We start from the raw sequence: 19,002 nt of genomic DNA, 5'->3' as shown, positions 1-19,002 counted from the left end.
GATGGTTAAACCAGTAAAAATGATAGTTAAAGCACATCTGTATACTGTACATTGTACATCAGCCTAAGCAGCATAGGAATACACTTTGTATCATGAAACAGTCTAATTTCGAATAAATTTCGAATTCTGGCAAAACAGGCATTGAAGCAAATCGGTTGTTTGATATCCAAAGAGCGTGGTAAATAACGAATAGAAGGTAGGACGCTGATAGAGACAGTACGCTGAGACTTGAGTTGCTGTTCATCACAGGAGAATAATCTGGACTGTTCATGCCATCCTACAGAATGAGACCTTTTTCAGAGAACGAAAGACAAGGAAGGTTATAGCTAAGGTCCATGTCTTCTGTAATCCAAATATGTTCACATTTTGAGAGGAGAATGTTAGATGTCAACCACACCACAAAACCAAAAAACAATGCCAGCGCAGCATCAGGATCAACGACCCGGAATCGAATCGGAGATGCATCCCAGACCCGAATTTGAGAAGCCTGAATACAAGGCAGCAGGTAAACTGACGGGAAAGGTGGCGCTCATTACTGGGGGTGACAGTGGAATTGGTCGTGCTGTAGCCGTTACATACGCCAAGGAAGGCGCGGATGTCGCGATTGTATACTTGAGCGAGCACGAAGATGCCAAGGAAACGAAGCGACAGGTCGAACAAGAAGGACGCAAGTGCATCTTGATAGCCGGAGATATTGGTGATGATGCCTTTGCGAAGAAGACGGTTCAGCAGACAGTGGATGAACTGGGCAAACTGGACATTGTCGTGAATAACGCTGCAGAACAGCACCCACAACAGAATCTGGAGGATATTACACCAGAACAACTGGAGCGAACATTCCGTACCAATATCTTCGGTATGTTCTATGTGACGCAGGCGGCCCTGCCACATCTGAAGAAAGGCAGTACGATTATTAACACGACATCCATCACAGCTTACCGCGGCAGCCCAACACTGCTTGACTATTCATCTACCAAAGGAGCAATCACTTCGTTCACTCGTTCTTTATCGATGAATGTGATTGAGAAGGGAATTCGTGTGAATGCTGTTGCACCAGGACCAATCTGGACACCACTCATTCCATCCACATTTGATGAGAAAAAGGTTAGCGAGTTTGGCGCAACGCAGCCAATGAAGCGGCCGGGACAACCGGATGAACTGGCTCCCGCGTATGTGTATCTGGCTTCGGATGACTCATCATATGTGAGTGGACAGGTAATGCATGTGAACGGCGGCGAAGTGGTGAACGGGTAATTCGTAAAAGCTCAACCCAGGTTTGGGTTATTATAGAGAGGCGTATCGCTTTCAGCATGGCTGAGCGGTACGTCTTTTTTATATCAGGGGAATGTGTAAGTCAAAGATGCGGGTTTAGCACCTGTTTACAAAAGTCTGCATCTGCGTTGATACATATATGATATTGTACGAATAGCCTTGCCTGACTGGAATCTCCCTAATCTGTGATATGATAGATCGAGCAATTATACTCGGAGGGATAAGTCATATGAAAATTAGCAAACAGAATGCAGCGCATTATATATGGGGTGGACAGTGCGATGGCTGGCACCTTGTTCAAAACGATAAATTGAGCATCATTCATGAGCGAATGCCTGCAGGAACGGCTGAAACACGACATTACCATTCGGTAAGCCGTCAGTTTTTTTTCATCCTCAGCGGTGAAGCATGTATGGAACTTAATGGTGAAATGTTTATGCTGGAAACCCATGAAGGAATAGAGATTGCACCTGGAAGGCCGCATCAGATGATGAATCGGAGCAACGAAGAAGTGGAGTTTCTCGTTATTTCCAATCCTGGTACCCGTGGGGATCGAATTGAACTGGATTCAATGTAGAACAAGTCATTAGATATTAATCTGATCATAAAGGAAGAGATAGATGAGACCGTTTCGAATTCGCCTTGCCATCATTATGATGGTGCTGATCGGTATATCCGTCATTGTAGCTGGATATACGATGGGCAGAGTGTTTAAGACTACGCATATAACCGCATTGGAGCAAACTATGGTGCGCGAGATTAATTTGCTCAAAGCTACTTTTCCATTCCATGATGCAAGTGATCCAACCTCGGAAGCTACACGAAAGTATTATTCAGATCGGGCGCTGGAACTGGATCGCCTCACGGATTCCCGGGTGACCTTCATTAATAAGGACGGCACGGTCATTGGAGATTCCGAGAGTAGTCCGGCAGCGATGGATAATCACTTGAACCGGGAAGAAATCAAGGATGCGGTTGGGGATGGATACGGGCAGTCCATACGTTACAGTGAAACATTGGGACAGGACATGCTGTATGTAGCGCTACCTGTTAATTCGGATCAAAGTGATATGATTGAAATGCCTAGCGGCAAATTTGATGGTTACATCCGCCTTTCGATGAGTCTACATGCGGTTGATCAGGGTCTTCAGCGTGGTTGGATGATTATGTTTGCTGCACTTGGGCTACTGTTCTTAATTGTCGCGTTTGTCAGTTATCGGGTTGCACGCGGATTAACCTCCCCGATTGAGCATATTACAAAAGTAGCTCATCGAATCACCAAACTGGAATACGATGCGAGAGTTGATGTAACGCGTAGAGATGAGATCGGACAGCTAGGACTTGCGATAAACGGAATGGCAGACAGCTTGCAGTCCCAGCTGAAGACGATTCGTGACAATGAAGCGTTACTGCAGAGTGTCCTCGCGAACATGACCGGAGGTATTGTTATGATCGATGCAGGGCAATCCATTGCATTGGTTAATCGGGAAGCGGAGCGTATGCTTAGTATTCAGGCAGGAAAGGTTACGGGTAAGCCTTATACTGAATTGAAAAGACACTACGAATTAACACGTACCATTGAAGAGAGTGTTGCACTGAAAGAACGGATGCATGAAGAAGTGAGTGTGTTCAACCCGGAGGAAAAACTGATCCGTATTGATGGAGTACCGATGTCCGAAGATGATGGCGGGTATCGAGGCATGTTGTTCCTGTTGCAGGACGTGACGGCGATTCGCCGTTTGGAGTCGATGCGCAGTGAATTTGTCGCGAATGTCTCACATGAGCTCAAGACACCTGTTGCTGCGGTCAAAGGCTTTGCCGAAACGCTGCTCAGTGGCGGGGTACAGGATAAGGAAACGGAGCGTTCATTCCTGAAAATCATCTATGATGAAGGAGATCGACTTAACCGATTGATTGGGGATATTCTGGAGTTATCCAAAATTGAATCCAAACGCGCGCCGCTGCAATGCTCACCTGTTCATGTACATTCTTTCTTCGAAATGGTGCTGGGCACCTTGTCCAAGGTGGCGGAGAAAAAGCAGATTCGTCTGGAAATGCATGTTCCGGAGGAACTGTACATTGAAGCAGATGAGGACAAGATGAAGCAGATATTCATCAATCTGTTATCCAACGGAATCAACTATACCCCGGATGGCGGACGAGTGAAGTTACAGGTGACGATGGATAACGACGATGAAGTGGTCTTTGCGGTGTCGGATACAGGAATTGGCATACCGAAAAAAGATTTGCCGCGAATCTTCGAACGGTTCTATCGCGTTGATAAAGGCAGATCCCGTAATTCAGGGGGCACAGGCCTTGGACTTTCCATCGTGAAACATCTGGTGGAATTGCATCATGGCAAATTGTCTGTAGAGAGTGAGCTGGGCATGGGGACAACGTTCCGTGTTATCCTTCCATTCATTCAGGATGAAGAGATCTAGACACTAAGTAGCAAAATGTAAAAAGGTTGTATTGTTTTACACCCCGTTAACAAATTAGTGCTATGATAGAAAAAGTGTTGTGGCAACAGACAACCTATGAAGAGAGAAGGGGTATCATGGCACAGCGTTTGCTAGTTATTGAAGATGAACCTACATTATCGAGATTACTCACGTATAACCTGACACAGGAAGGTTACGACGTTACGGCAGAGGATCACGGATCTGCAGGATATGATCGGGCCTTGTCCCAGGAATTTGATCTCATTTTGCTTGATCTGATGCTTCCGGGCATGAATGGTCTGGACATTCTGAACAAGTTAAGAATACAGGGTGTCAGTACACCCGTTATCATTCTGACGGCCAAGAACGGTGAAGCCGAGGTTGTACAGGGACTGAAATCGGGTGCCGATGATTATATTACCAAACCCTTTGGTGTATCTGAGTTATTAGCCCGAGTGGATGCAGTATTAAGACGTTATTCCAATGGTGAAGACTTACCACAGCCTGAGGACAAGGATGGTTCACGAATTATTCTGGGGGAGCTGGAGATTTATCCTCTGAAATATGAAGTGACACTGGGTGGACAATCCATCAGTCTGCGTCCGAAAGAGTTCGAAGTTCTTTTATACTTGGCCAAAAAGCCGGGTGTGGTGCTGACAAGGGATGATCTGATGAACGCTGTGTGGGGTTTCGATTATATCGGAGGTCAACGAACGGTGGATGTACACGTCAGCTCATTACGTAAAAAGCTGGAGCTTGACCCGGAATCGGTTCACATTGATTCCATTCGTGGTGTAGGTTATAAATTGGTTGTCAAAAGAAAAACTCCCCATCATTCAAGTTAGCAATGATCGGGGAGTTTTATTTTACGTTCGTTTAACATAAAGGAGGATTTTCCTTTACTTAGAGGGAGTAGCATGGACTTATCTGGGTGATACTTTATACCTACATAATCTATCTTAAGACGGAGCTAATACGTAAAGGAGATTGCGCATTTATGCCCATGTTGCTCGAAGTGAAACCCGACCAGCCTCATGTTGTTTTACATAATGAAGAATTAGCGACACCCGAACAACAGCATCATGAAGTAACGGTGGTTGCTGAAGAACCTGTAATCCATCTGCAAGACTATTATCGCCAGGTTCCTGTCGCCGGAGTCCACACGACCTGTGGAGAAGCAGCGACGATGATGAATCAGGGCCAGGAGCACCCTTGCATTGTATTATGTGATGAGCAGATGAAACCTACTGGATTGTTAATGCGAGAGACGTTATATCGGATGTTAAACGGTCGTTTTGCCGCAGATCTATTCTATCGTAAGCCGGTCATACAAGTTGTGAATACATCTCCGGTTATTGCAGATATTCATATGGAAGCCACAACGATTATTGATATCGCACTTGGAAGGAATGAACAACATTTCTACGATTGTCTACTCGTTACGGAACAAGATCGACTGCTCGGTGTGCTGACGATACGTGATGTGATGTCCCTCTCCCGCAGATTGCAACAAGCTTCTTCGGCAGAACGGGTTCGTACGGTATCCGAGAGCAGGCAGGAGATATCTAGAATCAATGATGCAGTCACTAAGCTAGTGCATGCAGCGAATCAGACCGTACATGAGGCCCGTGAGATCATGGCATTGTCCAAGCAGGGCGAAGAGAGTTTGAAACACGTCGATGCTTCCTATAACCGGGTACATCAGCATATGGAGAGTCAAGGACAACATGCGGATCACATGCTGAATTCGATCAAAACAGGCTCAGGCATGGCACATTCCATTCGATCCTTGGCAGATCAGAGTGGACTCCTTGCGCTGAATGCTTCCATCGAAGCAGCACATGCCGGTGAATATGGACGAGGTTTTCAGATTGTTGCAGGGGAGATTCGAGCGCTCGCGAAACAGACCCGTGAGGTTGCAGGCAACATGTCTTCATTGCTAGAGAATATTGGTGGATTGACCCTTCAGACTGTAGAACTGGTTAAGGCAAGCGGAGCGGAGATTGACGACAGTTCGGTGCATGTCACCGCAGGGGGAGCAACGTTCCGACAACTGAACAGCGCGGTGAGAGATCTGTCCCGTATAGCAGAGGAGATCGCCATGGAAGGCGGGAAAGCTGGAGAAGTCGCAGAGCACATTCGTACGAAACTGGATGAGATGGTTCTGAATAGCGAGTAAAATATAAGGCAATCCAACATGCAGGCATCAGGAATCAGATTGATCATCAAGCAGATCATGAAGGTTTAGGATGTCTTTTTACATTCCGTTAACATGAAAGTGATACTGTTTTTACAATGAAAGGGTAGGATATTAAAGATGGCCGAGCAGCGATGAGCAATTATCAGCATCGGTCTCAACGTAAAGGGAGTTTCCGCGTCCCTGCAGCGAAGGAGAAGTGAACATCCATGAAGGACCTCATTCACATTGATAAACTTAATTTATACTATGATACGCATCACGCGCTTAAAAATATATCGATGGATCTGCCGGAAAAAACCGTTACTGCGTTCATCGGGCCGTCAGGTTGTGGTAAGTCGACATTGCTTCGCACATTGAACCGGATGAATGACATGATTCCGGGTGTTCGTGTGGAAGGACAGGTTATGCTGGATGGCTCCGATATCTACAGTAATGAGATTGAAGTGGAGACACTGCGCAAACGAGTTGGCATGGTATTTCAACAACCGAATCCGTTCCCGAAATCCATCTATGATAACGTCGCTTATGGACCACGCTTGCATGGAGTAACACAAAAGGCTGAACTGGATCAGTTGGTGGAACAAAGTCTTGTCCATGCTGCACTGTGGGATGAAGTGAAGGATGTATTGAAAAAGTCGGCACTTAGTCTGTCCGGCGGACAACAGCAGCGTCTCTGTATTGCACGGGCACTGGCTGTACAGCCTGACGTTCTGCTAATGGATGAAGCAACATCGGCACTCGACCCGATCTCCACATTGAAGATTGAGGAACTGGTGAAGGAATTGCATCACAAGTACACCATCGTTATGGTTACCCACAATATGCACCAGGCGGCACGGGTATCTGGACGTACGGTATTTTTCCTGAATGGTGAAGTGGTGGAGGCAGCTGATACGGAGACGTTATTCTCCACACCGCAAGATTCCCGAACCGAGGATTATATCTCTGGAAGGTTCGGTTAAGCGAGCTGAGTTGGAATGATCCCGGCATAACCGGAGACGATGGATAAGGAGGACATGAAATCTATGATTCGCAGAAAAGAATTTGATCAGGAGCTTGAAGAGTTGCGTACCTTGCTCAAGCAAATGGGTGAACATGTAGGAGCAGCACTGGATGGTGCTATTGAGAGTTTACAAACGATGAACGCGGAGAAAGCTCAGGTCATCATCAAGAATGATGCGAATCTGAATGCCCTTGAAGACAAAATTATGGAACTTGGCTCCAAACTGATCATCACACAACAGCCGGTGGCGAAGGACCTCAGACGTATTATCGTGGCATTCAAAATTTCCAGTGATCTGGAGCGTATGGGAGATCTTGCTCTCGACGTGGCGAAGGTGACACTCCGGATGGATGGACAGAAGCTGATTAAACCTCTGGTGGATATCCCGCAAATGGCAGAGATCGTGAAATCCATGATTGATGAATCCATCGAATCTTTCCTGAAAGAAAACACAGATCTGGCCTACAAAATGGCTCAGACGGACGATCAGGTCGATCAACTGTACAGCCACATGATCAGTGATCTCTACACGCTAATGACAGAGCATCCTAATCAGGCTTCTCAGGCTATGCTGCTGATGATGGTCGGACGTTACATTGAACGTATTGGTGATCATGCGACCAACATTGGTGAGAGCACGGTATACCTGGTGACAGGTAAACGCCCGGATCTGAATCAATAGAAGAGCATGACTTTGGAATTGGGGAATCAGTGCTGATTAAGTAATGCAATCATATGAATGGAAAAGGACTTTCTCTCAGGTAGACTGTGTACAGCTGTCTGTGGAGAAGGTTCTTTTTTGCGATTAAATGTGAAGTGAAAGAGGCTATTCTTTTTGATGTGACAGGTGGGTATGGTATCATGAGAGTAGATGTAAATTGAAGAGGTTGACCATATAATACGCGAGGTGCTGGAATGGACAAGTTTATTCTCATAGATGGAAATAGCATTATTTACAGGGCGTTTTTTGCAATGCCGCCTCTGACCAACTCGAAAGGTCTGCATACCAATGCGGTATATGGCTTCACCACGATGCTGCTGAGATTGCTTGAAGAGCATAAGCCTACACATGTTATGGTTGCATTTGATGCAGGCAAAATCACGTTCCGCCACGAAGGGTATCAGGAATACAAGGGTGGTCGGGAGAAGACACCACCAGAGTTGTCAGAGCAATTCCCGTTGCTCAAAGAACTGCTGAAAGGACTTGGCATCGCTCAGTTTGAGCTTGCTGGATTCGAAGCGGATGACATTATCGGAACACTAACCAAACGCGCAGATGAAGCGGGCAGACAGGTGCTTGTGGTATCAGGTGACAAAGATATGCTGCAGCTCGCCTCCGAACATGTACATATCGGACTGACGCGTAAAGGGGTAACCGATATTGAACTGTATGATCCTGCTCAGATTAAGGAACGTTACGGTCTGACGCCGATGCAAATCATTGATCTCAAAGGTCTGATGGGCGATGCGTCTGATAATATTCCGGGTATTCCCGGGGTCGGAGAGAAAACAGCGTTGAAGCTCTTGCACCAGTTCGGATCGGTGGAAGATGTGCTGAATGGTACAAGTGAGCTGAAGGGCAAGATGAAAGAAAAGATCGAGGCTCATGCCGAAGATGCCCGAATGAGCAAGCAACTCGCGACGATTCACCGGGAAGTTCCGCTGGAGCAGACATGGGAGGATATGCAATTCGGCGGTTTAAAAGAAGAACATGCTGGTCCTGCATTAGCCAAGCTGGAATTCAAATCCTTGCTCGAACGCTTGTCGTTCAGTGGCAGCATTGGTTCTGAGCAGGAAGCGGTTCCTGCTGCCGAGGTGGAGTCCTCCATTGCAACAGAGGACAACATAGGCGAGCTGTTCAGTTCCCTCGATTCCATTGATGTCCTCCATGTGGAGACACACGGTGATAACCCGCATCAGGCGAAACTGATTGGACTAGCTGTAGGTTCCGCCGGAACCTATACATTCATATCTCCTGAATTGCTGAAGTCTGAGGCAGCAGCTCCAGTGCGGGCATGGCTTGGTAATTCAGACCAGCCGAAGCGTGGTTATGATCTTCATCGAGTTGACCTGGCCCTTCATGCGCATGGCATTGAATTTGCTGGCGCGGCATTCGATGTGCAGCTGGCTGCGTATTTGCTTGATCCCACTGAATCCAACCAGACGATTAGTGGGCTTACGACCAAATATGGTCTGCCTTCTCTCGTGGAGGATGACACAGTGATGGGTAAAGGAGCCAAGTACAAGGTACCGGAAGCAGCTGTGCTGGGCGATTTCCTCTGCCGGAAAGCTGCTGCCGTGGCAGCGATTATTCCTCTTCAGGAACAGGCGCTGGAGGGCGATGAGATGAACTCACTTTTCCACGAGCTGGAGATGCCGTTGTCACGTATTCTGGCAGATATGGAGAAGCAGGGGATTAAGGCTAACACAGCTGATCTGCAGGCGCTGGGAAGTGAATTCGAAGAGCATATCAGCAGACTCATGGCTGAAATCTACAAGTTGTCAGGGACAGAATTCAATCTGAATTCGCCGAAGCAACTGGGTGAGATTTTGTTCGACAGACTGGGCTTGCCGGTCGTGAAGAAAACAAAAACAGGCTACTCCACAGATGCTGAAGTATTAGAGAAATTAGCGCCTTACAATGATGTAGTTAAGCATATTCTGCAATATCGTCAGCTTGCCAAGCTGCAATCTACTTATGTAGAAGGACTGCTCAAAGAAATTTCTGATCGAGATGGCAAAGTGCATACGTATTATCGTCAGACCATTGCTGCAACGGGACGACTTAGCAGTCAATTCCCGAACTTGCAGAACATTCCGATTCGGATGGAGGAAGGTCGCAAAATCCGGAAGGTATTTGTTCCATCTGAACCCGGATGGTCCATTTTGGCAGCAGACTATTCCCAGATTGAACTGCGTGTACTGGCACATATTTCGGACGATGAGCGCTTGAAGGAAGCATTTGTCAATGATATGGATATTCATACAAAGACCGCTTCGGATGTATTTGGCGTGAAACCTGAGGATGTGGATGGGGATATGCGTCGTTCCGCCAAGGCAGTTAACTTTGGTATCGTATATGGAATAAGTGATTATGGCTTATCACAGAACCTGCACATTACACGTAAAGAGGCTGCGCAGTTCATTGATCAGTATTTTGAAGTATTCCAGGGTGTACGCCGATATATGGATGACATTGTGAAAGAAGCTCGTCAGGATGGATACGTCAAAACGTTGCTTGAGCGACGTCGTTACTTGCCAGAGATTAATGCCAGTAATTTCAATCTGCGCTCCTTCGCAGAGCGTACGGCGATGAATACACCTATACAGGGAACTGCGGCAGATATCATCAAGCTGGCCATGGTACAGATGGATGAAGCGCTGCGGGAACGCAAGTTGAAGAGTCGTATGTTGCTTCAGGTGCACGATGAACTTGTGTTCGAAGTGCCTGCCGATGAATTAGAACTGATGAAAGAATTAGTGCCTTCGGTTATGGAAAAAGCATTGGAACTGTCAGTTCCGCTGAAAGCTGAAGTCAGCTTTGGGGATAACTGGTACGAAGCGAAATAATCAAGCACCGCGCGGTTTTTCCGGTATTTTACAATAGGACCTTCCATGTTAGAGATATAAGAAAAGGGTCCCGCTGAGCGCCATCTTCCGTTATAATATAGGGGAGGTGAGAACATCATGCCGGAATTGCCGGAAGTCGAAACAGTCAGAAGAACATTGAATCAACTTATTGTGGGTAAAACGATTGATCATGTGACCGTTAGCTTGCCGCGGATTATTCAGCGGCCGGACGACATAGATGCATTTGCAATGGAACTCGCGGGACATACCGTAATTGGCGTGGAGCGACGAGGCAAGTTTTTACGTATTTTGCTGGACGGCCTGGTACTTGTCTCCCATCTGCGGATGGAAGGAAGGTACGGTGTGTACGAGCAGCATGAAGATGTGGAGAAGCACACACATGTGATCTTCCATTTTAATGATGGTACGGAATTGCGTTATAAGGATGTGCGCCAGTTCGGTACGATGCATCTGTTCAATGCAGGTGAGGAACTGATATCGAAACCTTTGCTGAAGCTGGGATTGGAGCCGCTTGATCCTGCCTTTACGGTAGCAGCATTCCGTGAGGCAGTGGGCAAGCGAACAACCAAAATTAAAGCTGTGTTGTTAAATCAGGCATATGTGGTGGGTATCGGGAATATTTATGTGGACGAGGCTCTATTTCGCGCCGGCATCCATCCTGAGACCATCGCCAAAACTCTGACCGAAGCGCAGTTAACGGTGCTTCATGAAGCAATTGTGGCTACGTTACAAGATGCAGTGAATGCAGGAGGATCTTCCATTAAATCCTATGTGAATGGACAGGGTGAGATGGGCATGTTCCAGCATCAACTGAAAATCTATGGACGCAAATCGGAGCCTTGTGCAACATGTGGTACGTTAATCGAAAAAACGGTGGTTGGTGGCCGTGGTACGCATTTTTGTCCGAACTGTCAGCCGCTGAACTTGAACTGAATGAACGAAATGATGAAATCATAGCACCCTTGGATTCCTCCCTCCATATACTGATATGGCAGAAATAAGCGGGCGTATACCCATACTGGCATCTTCAGTTGGCACGAGTACCGCACAGAGGAGGAGTCCGGGGTGCTGCATCATTTTATTTCATTGCTGGCGCTTGCTTTGGCGCTTAGTTTAGATGGTTTTGGAGTCGGGATTACATATGGGTTACGGAGGACCAAGATTCCCCTGTTATCTATCGCTGTTATTTCGATCTGTTCGGGATTGGTTATTGCCTTGTCGATGCAAGTTGGTGTGCTGTTGTCCCATGTCGTGTCACCGGATATCGCTTCCATTGTGGGCGCCGTTATATTAATAGGCATTGGTGCATGGTCACTGTTGCAACTTATTCGAAAGCAAGGAAAAGAACAGCTGGAAACAGGCATCGTAACGGTTGAGGGAGCAGGAGAAACAACGGTTAATGCGCTGGGGAAAAACGTACAAGGGACGCAGCCGGATTCCAAGGGCAGGAATCAGGTGCTTGCACTGGATCTGGAGCAATCGGCTTCGGGTGATTCTCTCGAACGAATGGTATTTACACTGGAGCTGCGTAAGCTGGGGGTCGTCATTCAGATCCTTCGCAGCCCTTCCAAGGCGGATATGGATAACTCGGGAAGTATATCTGCTCAGGAAGCGATGTGGCTGGGGATTGCCCTGTCTCTGGATGCGTTTGGAGCGGGCCTGGGAGCGGCTCTTTTGGGATTCCCCACGCTATGGACGGCACTCATTATTGCCCTGTTTAGTGGGGCGTTTCTGTCACTCGGCATGAAGGTTGGACTACGATTCTCAGCTCTGCGCTGGATGCGAAGACTATCTGTATTGCCAGCACTATTGTTAATGATTATGGGGATAATGAAGCTGTTATGAGGTGAAACGATGAATATAGGCTTAACCGGCGGGATCGCGACAGGCAAAAGTAGTGTTTCCGCCTATCTTGCCAGTAAGGGAGCGTTGCTCATCGATGCAGACGTTATTGCCCGGGAAGTTATGATGCCCGGGCATCCCGTGTTGGCCGCCGCTGTTAAGCGGTTTGGACAAGCCATACTGAACGCAGATGGAACACTGGATCGGAAAAAGCTTGGAAGTATTGTTTTTGAACAACCAGAAGAACGAAAGGCATTGGAGGCTATCACACATCCGGCAATCCGTAAAGAGATGCGTGAACGGGCTGCTGCATACGCGTTGCAACATCCGGATAAACTTGTGGTATCTGATATCCCTTTGCTGTACGAATCGGGTCTGGAGGATGGTTTCGAGGAAGTCATGGTTGTATATGTTCCAAGATTAGTGCAACGAGATCGATTGATGAGTCGGGATGGAATGACTGCAGCACAGGCTGAGGCCCGGATGGATGTACAGATGGATATTGAGCGCAAAAAGCAGCTGGCAGACATTGTCATCGATAACAGCGGTTTATGGACTGAGACGGAGCAGCAAATTGACTCATATCTACAGCGTAAGGGTTTGTTATGAAAATATTGCGTAAGAAACGTGTCCTGCTGTTGATGTTTGTGTCCTTTGTACTGGTGTTATTTCTGAATACAAACTGGATGGCATGGTTCTATCCGATTCATTATAAGGAAGAGATTCGTGCCCAGTCTCAGAGCTATGAGGTTGATCCGTTTCTGATTGCTTCCATTATCAAAGTCGAGACCAATTTCAAGACAAGCAAGGAATCCAAACGTGGTGCCATTGGTCTCATGCAACTGATGCCAGACACGGCAAACTGGATACTGGAACAAGCCAAAATTCCCGACACTTCGCTGGAGGAATTGAAGCACGAGCCTGAACGAAATATTCAGTTAGGCACATGGTATCTGCGTAATCTGTCCGATCAATTCGGTGGCAATGAAGCGGTCATGATCGCTGCTTATAATGCGGGTCCAGGCAAAGTGAACAGTTGGCTAAGAGATGGTGTGTGGGATGGTTCATTCGAGACGGTGAAAGATATTCCGTTTGGTGAGACGCGTCACTATGTACAAAGGGTCATTTACTATTATAATCAGTATGTAAAGATCTATAATACGTTCTGAGTATATAAGTAGAAGCACAGAGCAGGCCGGTTGTTCACCGGCCGCTCCATGCTCCTCTGTGTAGCGTATTACGATGCAGATATTATTGGTATTGACCTGCCAATTGCTGTTCTGCAATTGTTACCAGACGCTTCGTGATGTATCCACCGATCGAACCGTTCTCGTAAGAAGTCATGTTACCTTGGTATCCGTCTTGTGGGATGCTGATTCCGAGTTCTTGAGCAACTTCATATTTCATTTGCTCGAGTGCTGCGGAAGCTTTAGTTACCACCAGGTTGTTGGAGTTACCGTTGCTTTGTGCCATTGCTGTTCACCTCCTCGTGAGTTGGTAAAAGTATTATGTCTCGGCAATGCATTTTTCATTACAAAATCAAGACAGGGAATATGTGGTAAAAGTAAAACGTGGGAAGTGATCTGATTTGAAGTGTCCTTATTGCGGTTATATGGGTACCAAAGTGCTTGATTCGCGTCCGGCCAACGAAGCAAAATCCATTCGTCGTCGCCGTGAGTGTGAGCAGTGTGCCCGAAGATTTACAACGTTTGAGATGATTGAGGAGACTCCACTGATTGTCATTAAGAAAGATGGCAGTCGTGAAGAGTTCAGCCGGGATAAAATTCTCCGTGGGCTTATTCGTGCCTGTGAGAAACGTCCAGTCTCCGTAGAAACCTTGGAGATGATGGTATCTGAAGTGGAGAAATCGCTGCGTAATACAGCTGATGCTGAAGTGGAGAGTCGCCAGATTGGTGAGCTATTGATGGAACAGTTGTTTCCAGTCGATGAAGTGGCATATGTCCGTTTCGCGTCGGTATATCGCCAGTTCAAAGATATCAATATGTTCATGAAAGAACTGAAATCCCTGTTGTCCAAAGACGATCTGGAGGATTAGTGAAGTGGGAAAGGGAGAAGAGCAGTCTGGAGTTCCAGTCCTTGTGTGCCAGTGAAATCGGTTGTTCTTCTCCAATCACTTTGGATCTTGAAAAATTGATTGACAGCGAAAGCTGGATTTTATATGATATAGGAGTCGCCTGTGGAACGTAGCAGGGCTGGACAAGTTATCTATTTCATATCCTGGGGCCTTAGCTCAGCTGGGAGAGCGCATCGCTGGCAGCGATGAGGTCAGGGGTTCGATCCCCCTAGGCTCCATAACTAAAGAACCCACTAAACACAAGGATTTCCGAGTGTTTGGCGGGTTTTTTGCTATGTGAAAATGATTTGCTTTTATGCCTGAGGTCACACGAACGGTCACAAGGAAGGTTTCTTTAGTGTTTTTTGATTCATTGACTGCATTAATGAAGTAGAATTTTGGACTTGGGGACGAGCTTGGGGACGAATATTCTAGATGTCAAAAATCGAGGGTTTAAAGTCCTGACTGTGGAGTTGTCAAAAAAAGTGCAGTTTGGAAACAGGAGACCCTTCTGGCTGGATATTGTCCAGCCGGGAGGGTCTTCATTTTTTCTGTATACGCTTTCACTCAGCCAGATAGTCAACGAACCTTACAAAGATCGTGGCTACTTCGGCGCGGGTGGCGGTAGCTTTGGGAGCAAAAAAGTTGCCCGGTTTGCCTAATACAATGCCGTTGCCTTGTAGCGCCTGAACGGCCTCCAACGCCCAGGAGCTGATCTCACTCTGATCCGTGAAGGACATAGAGTTGCTTTCAGGTATCTCATAGCCCTTGTACTTCATGTAATTGTAAAGTATCACCAGCATCTGCTCGCGCGTTAACGGCGAATTGGGGTCAAACAGGTCTGCGTTAGTACCGTTGACTATGCCTTTTTCGGCCGCCCACTCGGTTGCCGCCATGTACCACTGTCCGTCCGTCACGTCGCTAAAGCGGGAACTCGTGTAGCTGGAGAGGTTTACGTTCTCAAGATTGGCCAGTACCTGCACGAACATGGCACGCGTCATTGCGGTGCCCGGTGCGAACGTCGTGGACGTCGTACCGTTGAAAAGATCGTATGTGTAGGCGAAATTTATATCGTTGTAGAACCAGTCGTCCATGTTGGCATCCCTGAAAGGATTGCCTGATATCACGAGGAAGCCCAGTGGGGTGGTGTCATCGAACGCCAGCTCCGTACCCTCACGGATGTTCAGCGACATGCCGTTGTCTAAGACGACTCTTGCGCCGCTCGGTCCTATCACAACCGCTCCGCCGCTCTGTATCTTCGATCCCCCGTGGATATGCACTTTATTACCGTTTGACAGGTTCACATGCGCGTCTTTGCTGCCTACTGTGACCGTACCGTCGCTCGCGATCGTCGAGCCACCCAAAATGGTCACTGTGCTGTTGCCGCCGGGTAGTTTCACTTCGGCGCTCTTGTCTGCCGGAATAGTTACCTTACCGTTTGAGTCTATCGTTGTGCCTTCGGGCACCTTAATCTTCGTCCCGCCTTTGGTCGCAATCTCGCCGCCGCCGGGCAGGGTGGTGTTGCCGTTTTTGTCTGTTATCGCGGGCTTATCCTTCGGTGTATTTACTGCGTAGGTCGATTTCGACGTTCCAGTGTCTGTCCCGATGCCCGTATTGTTGGTGTTGTGTGTATTACCACTGTTGCTTGTATTACCGGAGTTGCCCGTATTGCCTGTAGTGCCACCAGAACCAGGCACGGTAGGAGTTTTTTGAGCCGTCGGCATCGCCGTTAAGCTGATTTCCTCGCCGTCGCCCTTCGCGTTCACCGCAACGATCTTGAAGCTGTAGCCTTGGCCGTTTGTCAGGTTGTTGAAGGTATACTTGGTCTCCGCCGCATCCAATGCAACCGGTGTTACATTGCCATACCATACCTTATAGCCCAATATCACGCTGCCACCGTCGTCAGCTGGAGCAGTCCAGCTCAATGTGACCTGTCCGTCACCCGCTGTCGCCTTGAAGCTGGTCGGCGTACCAGGCACGGCCGGTTTTCTCTGCGCGAACATCCAATCAAAGACATCTGTGTAATCGTTGTTCCAAGCCGGCAAGTTAGAGGACTGCGCTGTGGGAGCTATTGTCCAAGTTCCCATAGTGATCTGATTATAAAGCACCGCTGCTTCAACTTCATGCGCTATATAATCAGCCAGAACAGGTGTATTGGACGGATTCGGCCTCAGATTCGGCTGATCAAATTGATTGTAAGGCCACGTAAGAGCCTCATTACTCTCAAAGCGCGAAGCCCTCGCGTTGATCATTTTTGGCATATTGTTATTGATGAAGTTATTGAGGTTCGTCTGGTAGCCACCAACATTATGAGCATTTAAAAACATCCAATAGGCCAGGTTGTTGTGAGCGTCATTGTCCTTAGCGTTCGGTGAACCGCTTACCGGGGCCATAGGGGCTGCGGCAGCGAAGAAACCGGGATAGCTATTAACTAAGTTATTCGTATACTGGCCGCCCCATGAGAAGCCTGCTGCGTAAACACGGTTAGGGTCTACTTCGCCGCTGGCAATCAGGGCGTCTATGACCTTCTTAACATTCTCTGTGGAAGGAACAGATACGCCATTATAGGAAATATTCAGAACATGGCTGGCGTACTTATCGGGATTTTGCTCCATCTTTTTCATTAGAGCGACTGAGCCGTTGGCTGATTTCATGGCCGCTTTTTGGTCTGTCGCAGCGCTTGTACCGCCGCGTGACATGCCGTGGGTATAGACATAAAGCGGCAATCCGTTCATCACGTTACCGTTTTCATCCTTGTGAAGGTAGAGCGAACGATTGACAGAATTGTCCGTGAATGTTGTAAATTTATCAAGGATTGGATTCACAACTTTTTCCTGTTCAAAAACCACATTGTGAAGCGGATTCCCTTCTGTCAGTACAATCTCACCCTTTTGGATAATGGTGTAGACCTGCTTTGTCGAGTTACTGCTGCCATCTAGCGTTGTACTGCCGCCGCTCTCTGAATAAAACTCAGACTCAACAACGATGTAACGACCGCTCGCCAGTCCGTCCTGATAATCTGGTGAATTGCTAATCGGCCCCACATAGCCGCGTACCTTCGGTTCATCATTAGCATACACCCTTGTGATCTTGCGTGGTCCTTCAAAAGTCACCGCTTCGCCGTTCAGGGTCGTGTTCCTAGCCGATAAGGCAAACAAGTCTGGACTAAGCTCGGAGCCTAACGCCGCCTTCCCCTCGCCTAAATCAATGATAACAGCCGTTGTGTACTCGCCACTGGCAAAGTTGTCATTCCATACAATAAAGGGGAGTATTCCTGCGTCTGGATCGTTTTTGAAAGTCACATGAATGGTATGATCAGCCTCAATATTCGTAAAGGTATAAGTGCTAGCAGATAGAGTCACGGTCTCGCCGTCTACCGTTACGGTATCCACAATTTTGCCGTAATCGGGGGTAAACGTAATTTCTTTGTTAGAGCCCCGATCTACTCTCAGAACATCCCCGGGTGGGTTCGACATGATTGAGCCGCCCTGTCCCGCCGTTACGGTGATTGAAAATCTGTTGTCCACTTCATTGGCTGAAATGAGCTGCAGGCTGTCTGTAAATGAATCAGAGCTGGGATAAGCCGCGTCCGGAACTCCAAAAGAGGAAACGACTTCATAGCGGTCAGCGCCGTTTTCTGTCGAGTTATTGATATAGACCTCAAAGGTAAGCTTTCCCTCCTCAAAGGTCAAATTTCTTTTTGGTATTCTCATTTCCACAATATATCCGGTTTCGGTGATCTGGCTCCATGCAGCCCTGCCTGGAGCGGCCTGCCCTGAAAACACACCCGTCGAGCTGACCCGCCATTGGTTTGAGCCGCCGGTTCCGGTACCAACATAAAACTCCAGGCTGTCATACCGATGATCTGCGCCAGCTCCCTGATATACATTACTGTCATTCACAACTACGCGGGCATACAGGTAGTCATGATCCCAAAGGATTCTTGCTGTGCCCGTGGCATGGGGTCTGGGGTCGGTGGGTACCGTGCTTTTGTTGATGTGATGCTCCATGGTTTGGTCCCAGAGGGGATCGTTTGACCCGAGTTCGGGAGTTCCAAAAATGGCGGTGGGTGTTTCATTCGCTTCTGCGTTCTCAATGTTGTCAGTGGCGGCAGCATAGCTGGTAGGCATTAGCGACGCCACCATGACCAAGCAACACAGGAACGCGAGCATTCTGCTAAATCGTTTTGGCATAAATGAAAATCCTCCTTATTTTTCGATCTGGTTCGCCCACGGCGGCTTACCCGCATCGTATTCGGACACATTGTCCATTTGACAAGCGCCCAACTATATATATTAAGTTTATCAGGGGTTCAATCCTTTAATTTACACATAAACCATACGTAAACATCTAGAACGGCAGAGATGCCGTTTTATTGTTTTGATAATCTTGTACGCATCTGTGCATGTAGATTGCTTCATATCAATAGTGTTGCAGTCTGCATTCATTTCAAATTGCAATAAAAAAATCCACCTTATGAACAAGAAACTACATTGAATTGGAACGGTAGAAGACGTAATATGAGAAGAAATGTAAGCGCATTCATTTCAAGGTGTTTCTTTAGCTCCTTGAGCGAGGT

15 protein-coding genes and 1 tRNA gene are annotated in these 19,002 nt (G+C 47.5%); 14 read left to right on the top strand and 2 right to left on the bottom strand.

Features of this window, described 5'->3' with window-relative positions:
- The first annotated feature begins 384 nt into the window (after positions 1-384).
- The 12 genes from AB4111_RS06835 (at position 385) to AB4111_RS06780 (ending at position 13,518) form a co-directional block, all read left to right on the top strand.
- Positions 385-1,254: an SDR family oxidoreductase gene (locus tag AB4111_RS06835; RefSeq protein WP_442030934.1), complete on the top strand. Its 870-nt coding sequence runs from the start codon at positions 385-387 to the stop codon at positions 1,252-1,254.
- Positions 1,255-1,501: 247 nt separating this feature from the next.
- The gene (locus AB4111_RS06830) at positions 1,502-1,849 is read left to right on the top strand and encodes a cupin domain-containing protein (protein WP_442030933.1); all 348 of its coding nucleotides are present in this window, start codon (positions 1,502-1,504) and stop codon (positions 1,847-1,849) included.
- 43 nt (positions 1,850-1,892) lie between these two features.
- The gene (gene pnpS / locus AB4111_RS06825; protein ID WP_253433075.1) at positions 1,893-3,713 is read left to right on the top strand and encodes a two-component system histidine kinase PnpS; all 1,821 of its coding nucleotides are present in this window, start codon (positions 1,893-1,895) and stop codon (positions 3,711-3,713) included.
- 116 nt (positions 3,714-3,829) lie between these two features.
- A complete protein-coding gene (locus AB4111_RS06820) occupies positions 3,830-4,558 on the top strand; it encodes a response regulator transcription factor (protein WP_253433078.1) in 729 nt (242 codons plus the stop codon).
- Between the two features lie 152 nt (positions 4,559-4,710).
- The gene (locus tag AB4111_RS06815) at positions 4,711-5,892 is read left to right on the top strand and encodes a methyl-accepting chemotaxis protein (RefSeq protein WP_442030932.1); all 1,182 of its coding nucleotides are present in this window, start codon (positions 4,711-4,713) and stop codon (positions 5,890-5,892) included.
- Positions 5,893-6,119: 227 nt separating this feature from the next.
- Positions 6,120-6,875, top strand: coding sequence for a phosphate ABC transporter ATP-binding protein PstB (gene pstB / locus AB4111_RS06810; RefSeq protein WP_253433084.1), 756 nt, complete (start codon positions 6,120-6,122; stop codon positions 6,873-6,875).
- Positions 6,876-6,938: 63 nt separating this feature from the next.
- Positions 6,939-7,598 carry a phosphate signaling complex protein PhoU gene (gene phoU / locus AB4111_RS06805; protein WP_017689478.1) on the top strand — a complete coding sequence of 220 codons (660 nt, stop codon included), beginning with the start codon at positions 6,939-6,941 and terminating at the stop codon, positions 7,596-7,598.
- Positions 7,599-7,831: 233 nt separating this feature from the next.
- Complete coding sequence (gene polA, locus AB4111_RS06800; RefSeq protein WP_442030931.1) at positions 7,832-10,486, top strand: DNA polymerase I; 2,655 nt, start codon at positions 7,832-7,834, stop codon at positions 10,484-10,486.
- Positions 10,487-10,603: 117 nt separating this feature from the next.
- On the top strand, positions 10,604-11,440 hold the full coding sequence (gene mutM, locus AB4111_RS06795) for a DNA-formamidopyrimidine glycosylase (protein WP_442030930.1): 837 nt from the start codon (positions 10,604-10,606) through the stop codon (positions 11,438-11,440).
- A gap of 132 nt (positions 11,441-11,572) precedes the next feature.
- A complete protein-coding gene (locus AB4111_RS06790) occupies positions 11,573-12,352 on the top strand; it encodes a manganese efflux pump (protein ID WP_253433094.1) in 780 nt (259 codons plus the stop codon).
- A 9-nt stretch (positions 12,353-12,361) separates the two neighbouring features.
- Complete coding sequence (gene coaE, locus AB4111_RS06785) at positions 12,362-12,958, top strand: dephospho-CoA kinase (protein WP_442030929.1); 597 nt, start codon at positions 12,362-12,364, stop codon at positions 12,956-12,958.
- Positions 12,955-13,518: a lytic transglycosylase domain-containing protein gene (locus AB4111_RS06780; protein ID WP_442030928.1), complete on the top strand. Its 564-nt coding sequence runs from the start codon at positions 12,955-12,957 to the stop codon at positions 13,516-13,518. Before coaE ends, AB4111_RS06780 begins: the two co-directional genes overlap by 4 nt.
- Positions 13,519-13,600: 82 nt before the next feature.
- Here the strand turns inward: AB4111_RS06780 and AB4111_RS06775 are convergent, their stop codons facing one another.
- Positions 13,601-13,822: an alpha/beta-type small acid-soluble spore protein gene (locus tag AB4111_RS06775; protein ID WP_017689472.1), complete on the bottom strand. Its 222-nt coding sequence runs from the start codon at positions 13,820-13,822 to the stop codon at positions 13,601-13,603.
- Between the two features lie 115 nt (positions 13,823-13,937).
- Between AB4111_RS06775 and nrdR the strand changes: the two genes are divergently transcribed.
- Positions 13,938-14,405, top strand: a complete 468-nt coding sequence (gene nrdR / locus AB4111_RS06770; protein ID WP_036609807.1) for a transcriptional regulator NrdR — start codon at positions 13,938-13,940, stop codon at positions 14,403-14,405.
- Between the two features lie 184 nt (positions 14,406-14,589).
- Positions 14,590-14,662 (top strand) — tRNA-Ala (locus AB4111_RS06765).
- A gap of 324 nt (positions 14,663-14,986) precedes the next feature.
- Here the strand turns inward: AB4111_RS06765 and AB4111_RS06760 are convergent.
- Positions 14,987-18,616, bottom strand: coding sequence for an S-layer homology domain-containing protein (locus AB4111_RS06760; protein ID WP_442030927.1), 3,630 nt, complete (start codon positions 18,614-18,616; stop codon positions 14,987-14,989).
- Positions 18,617-19,002: the final 386 nt, after the last annotated feature.

Source organism: Paenibacillus sp. 2KB_22 (assembly GCF_052115745.1).
Taxonomy (GTDB): domain Bacteria; phylum Bacillota; class Bacilli; order Paenibacillales; family Paenibacillaceae; genus Paenibacillus.
The sequence above is the reverse complement of the archived record's forward strand: the minus strand, read 5'-3'. Positions and strand labels throughout refer to the sequence as shown.

Bases quoted from the DNA above. Each gene is read 5' to 3' on its own strand.
- AB4111_RS06835 (WP_442030934.1), top strand. From the start codon at position 385: ATGTCAACCACACCACAAAACCAAAAAACAATGCCAGCGCAGCATCAG.
- AB4111_RS06830 (WP_442030933.1), top strand. From the start codon at position 1,502: ATGAAAATTAGCAAACAGAATGCAGCGCATTATATATGGGGTGGACAG.
- pnpS (WP_253433075.1), top strand. From the start codon at position 1,893: ATGAGACCGTTTCGAATTCGCCTTGCCATCATTATGATGGTGCTGATC.
- AB4111_RS06820 (WP_253433078.1), top strand. From the start codon at position 3,830: ATGGCACAGCGTTTGCTAGTTATTGAAGATGAACCTACATTATCGAGA.
- AB4111_RS06815 (WP_442030932.1), top strand. From the start codon at position 4,711: ATGCCCATGTTGCTCGAAGTGAAACCCGACCAGCCTCATGTTGTTTTA.
- pstB (WP_253433084.1), top strand. From the start codon at position 6,120: ATGAAGGACCTCATTCACATTGATAAACTTAATTTATACTATGATACG.
- phoU (WP_017689478.1), top strand. From the start codon at position 6,939: ATGATTCGCAGAAAAGAATTTGATCAGGAGCTTGAAGAGTTGCGTACC.
- polA (WP_442030931.1), top strand. From the start codon at position 7,832: ATGGACAAGTTTATTCTCATAGATGGAAATAGCATTATTTACAGGGCG.
- mutM (WP_442030930.1), top strand. From the start codon at position 10,604: ATGCCGGAATTGCCGGAAGTCGAAACAGTCAGAAGAACATTGAATCAA.
- coaE (WP_442030929.1), top strand. From the start codon at position 12,362: ATGAATATAGGCTTAACCGGCGGGATCGCGACAGGCAAAAGTAGTGTT.
- AB4111_RS06780 (WP_442030928.1), top strand. From the start codon at position 12,955: ATGAAAATATTGCGTAAGAAACGTGTCCTGCTGTTGATGTTTGTGTCC.
- AB4111_RS06775 (WP_017689472.1), bottom strand. From the start codon at position 13,822: ATGGCACAAAGCAACGGTAACTCCAACAACCTGGTGGTAACTAAAGCT.
- AB4111_RS06760 (WP_442030927.1), bottom strand. From the start codon at position 18,616: ATGCCAAAACGATTTAGCAGAATGCTCGCGTTCCTGTGTTGCTTGGTC.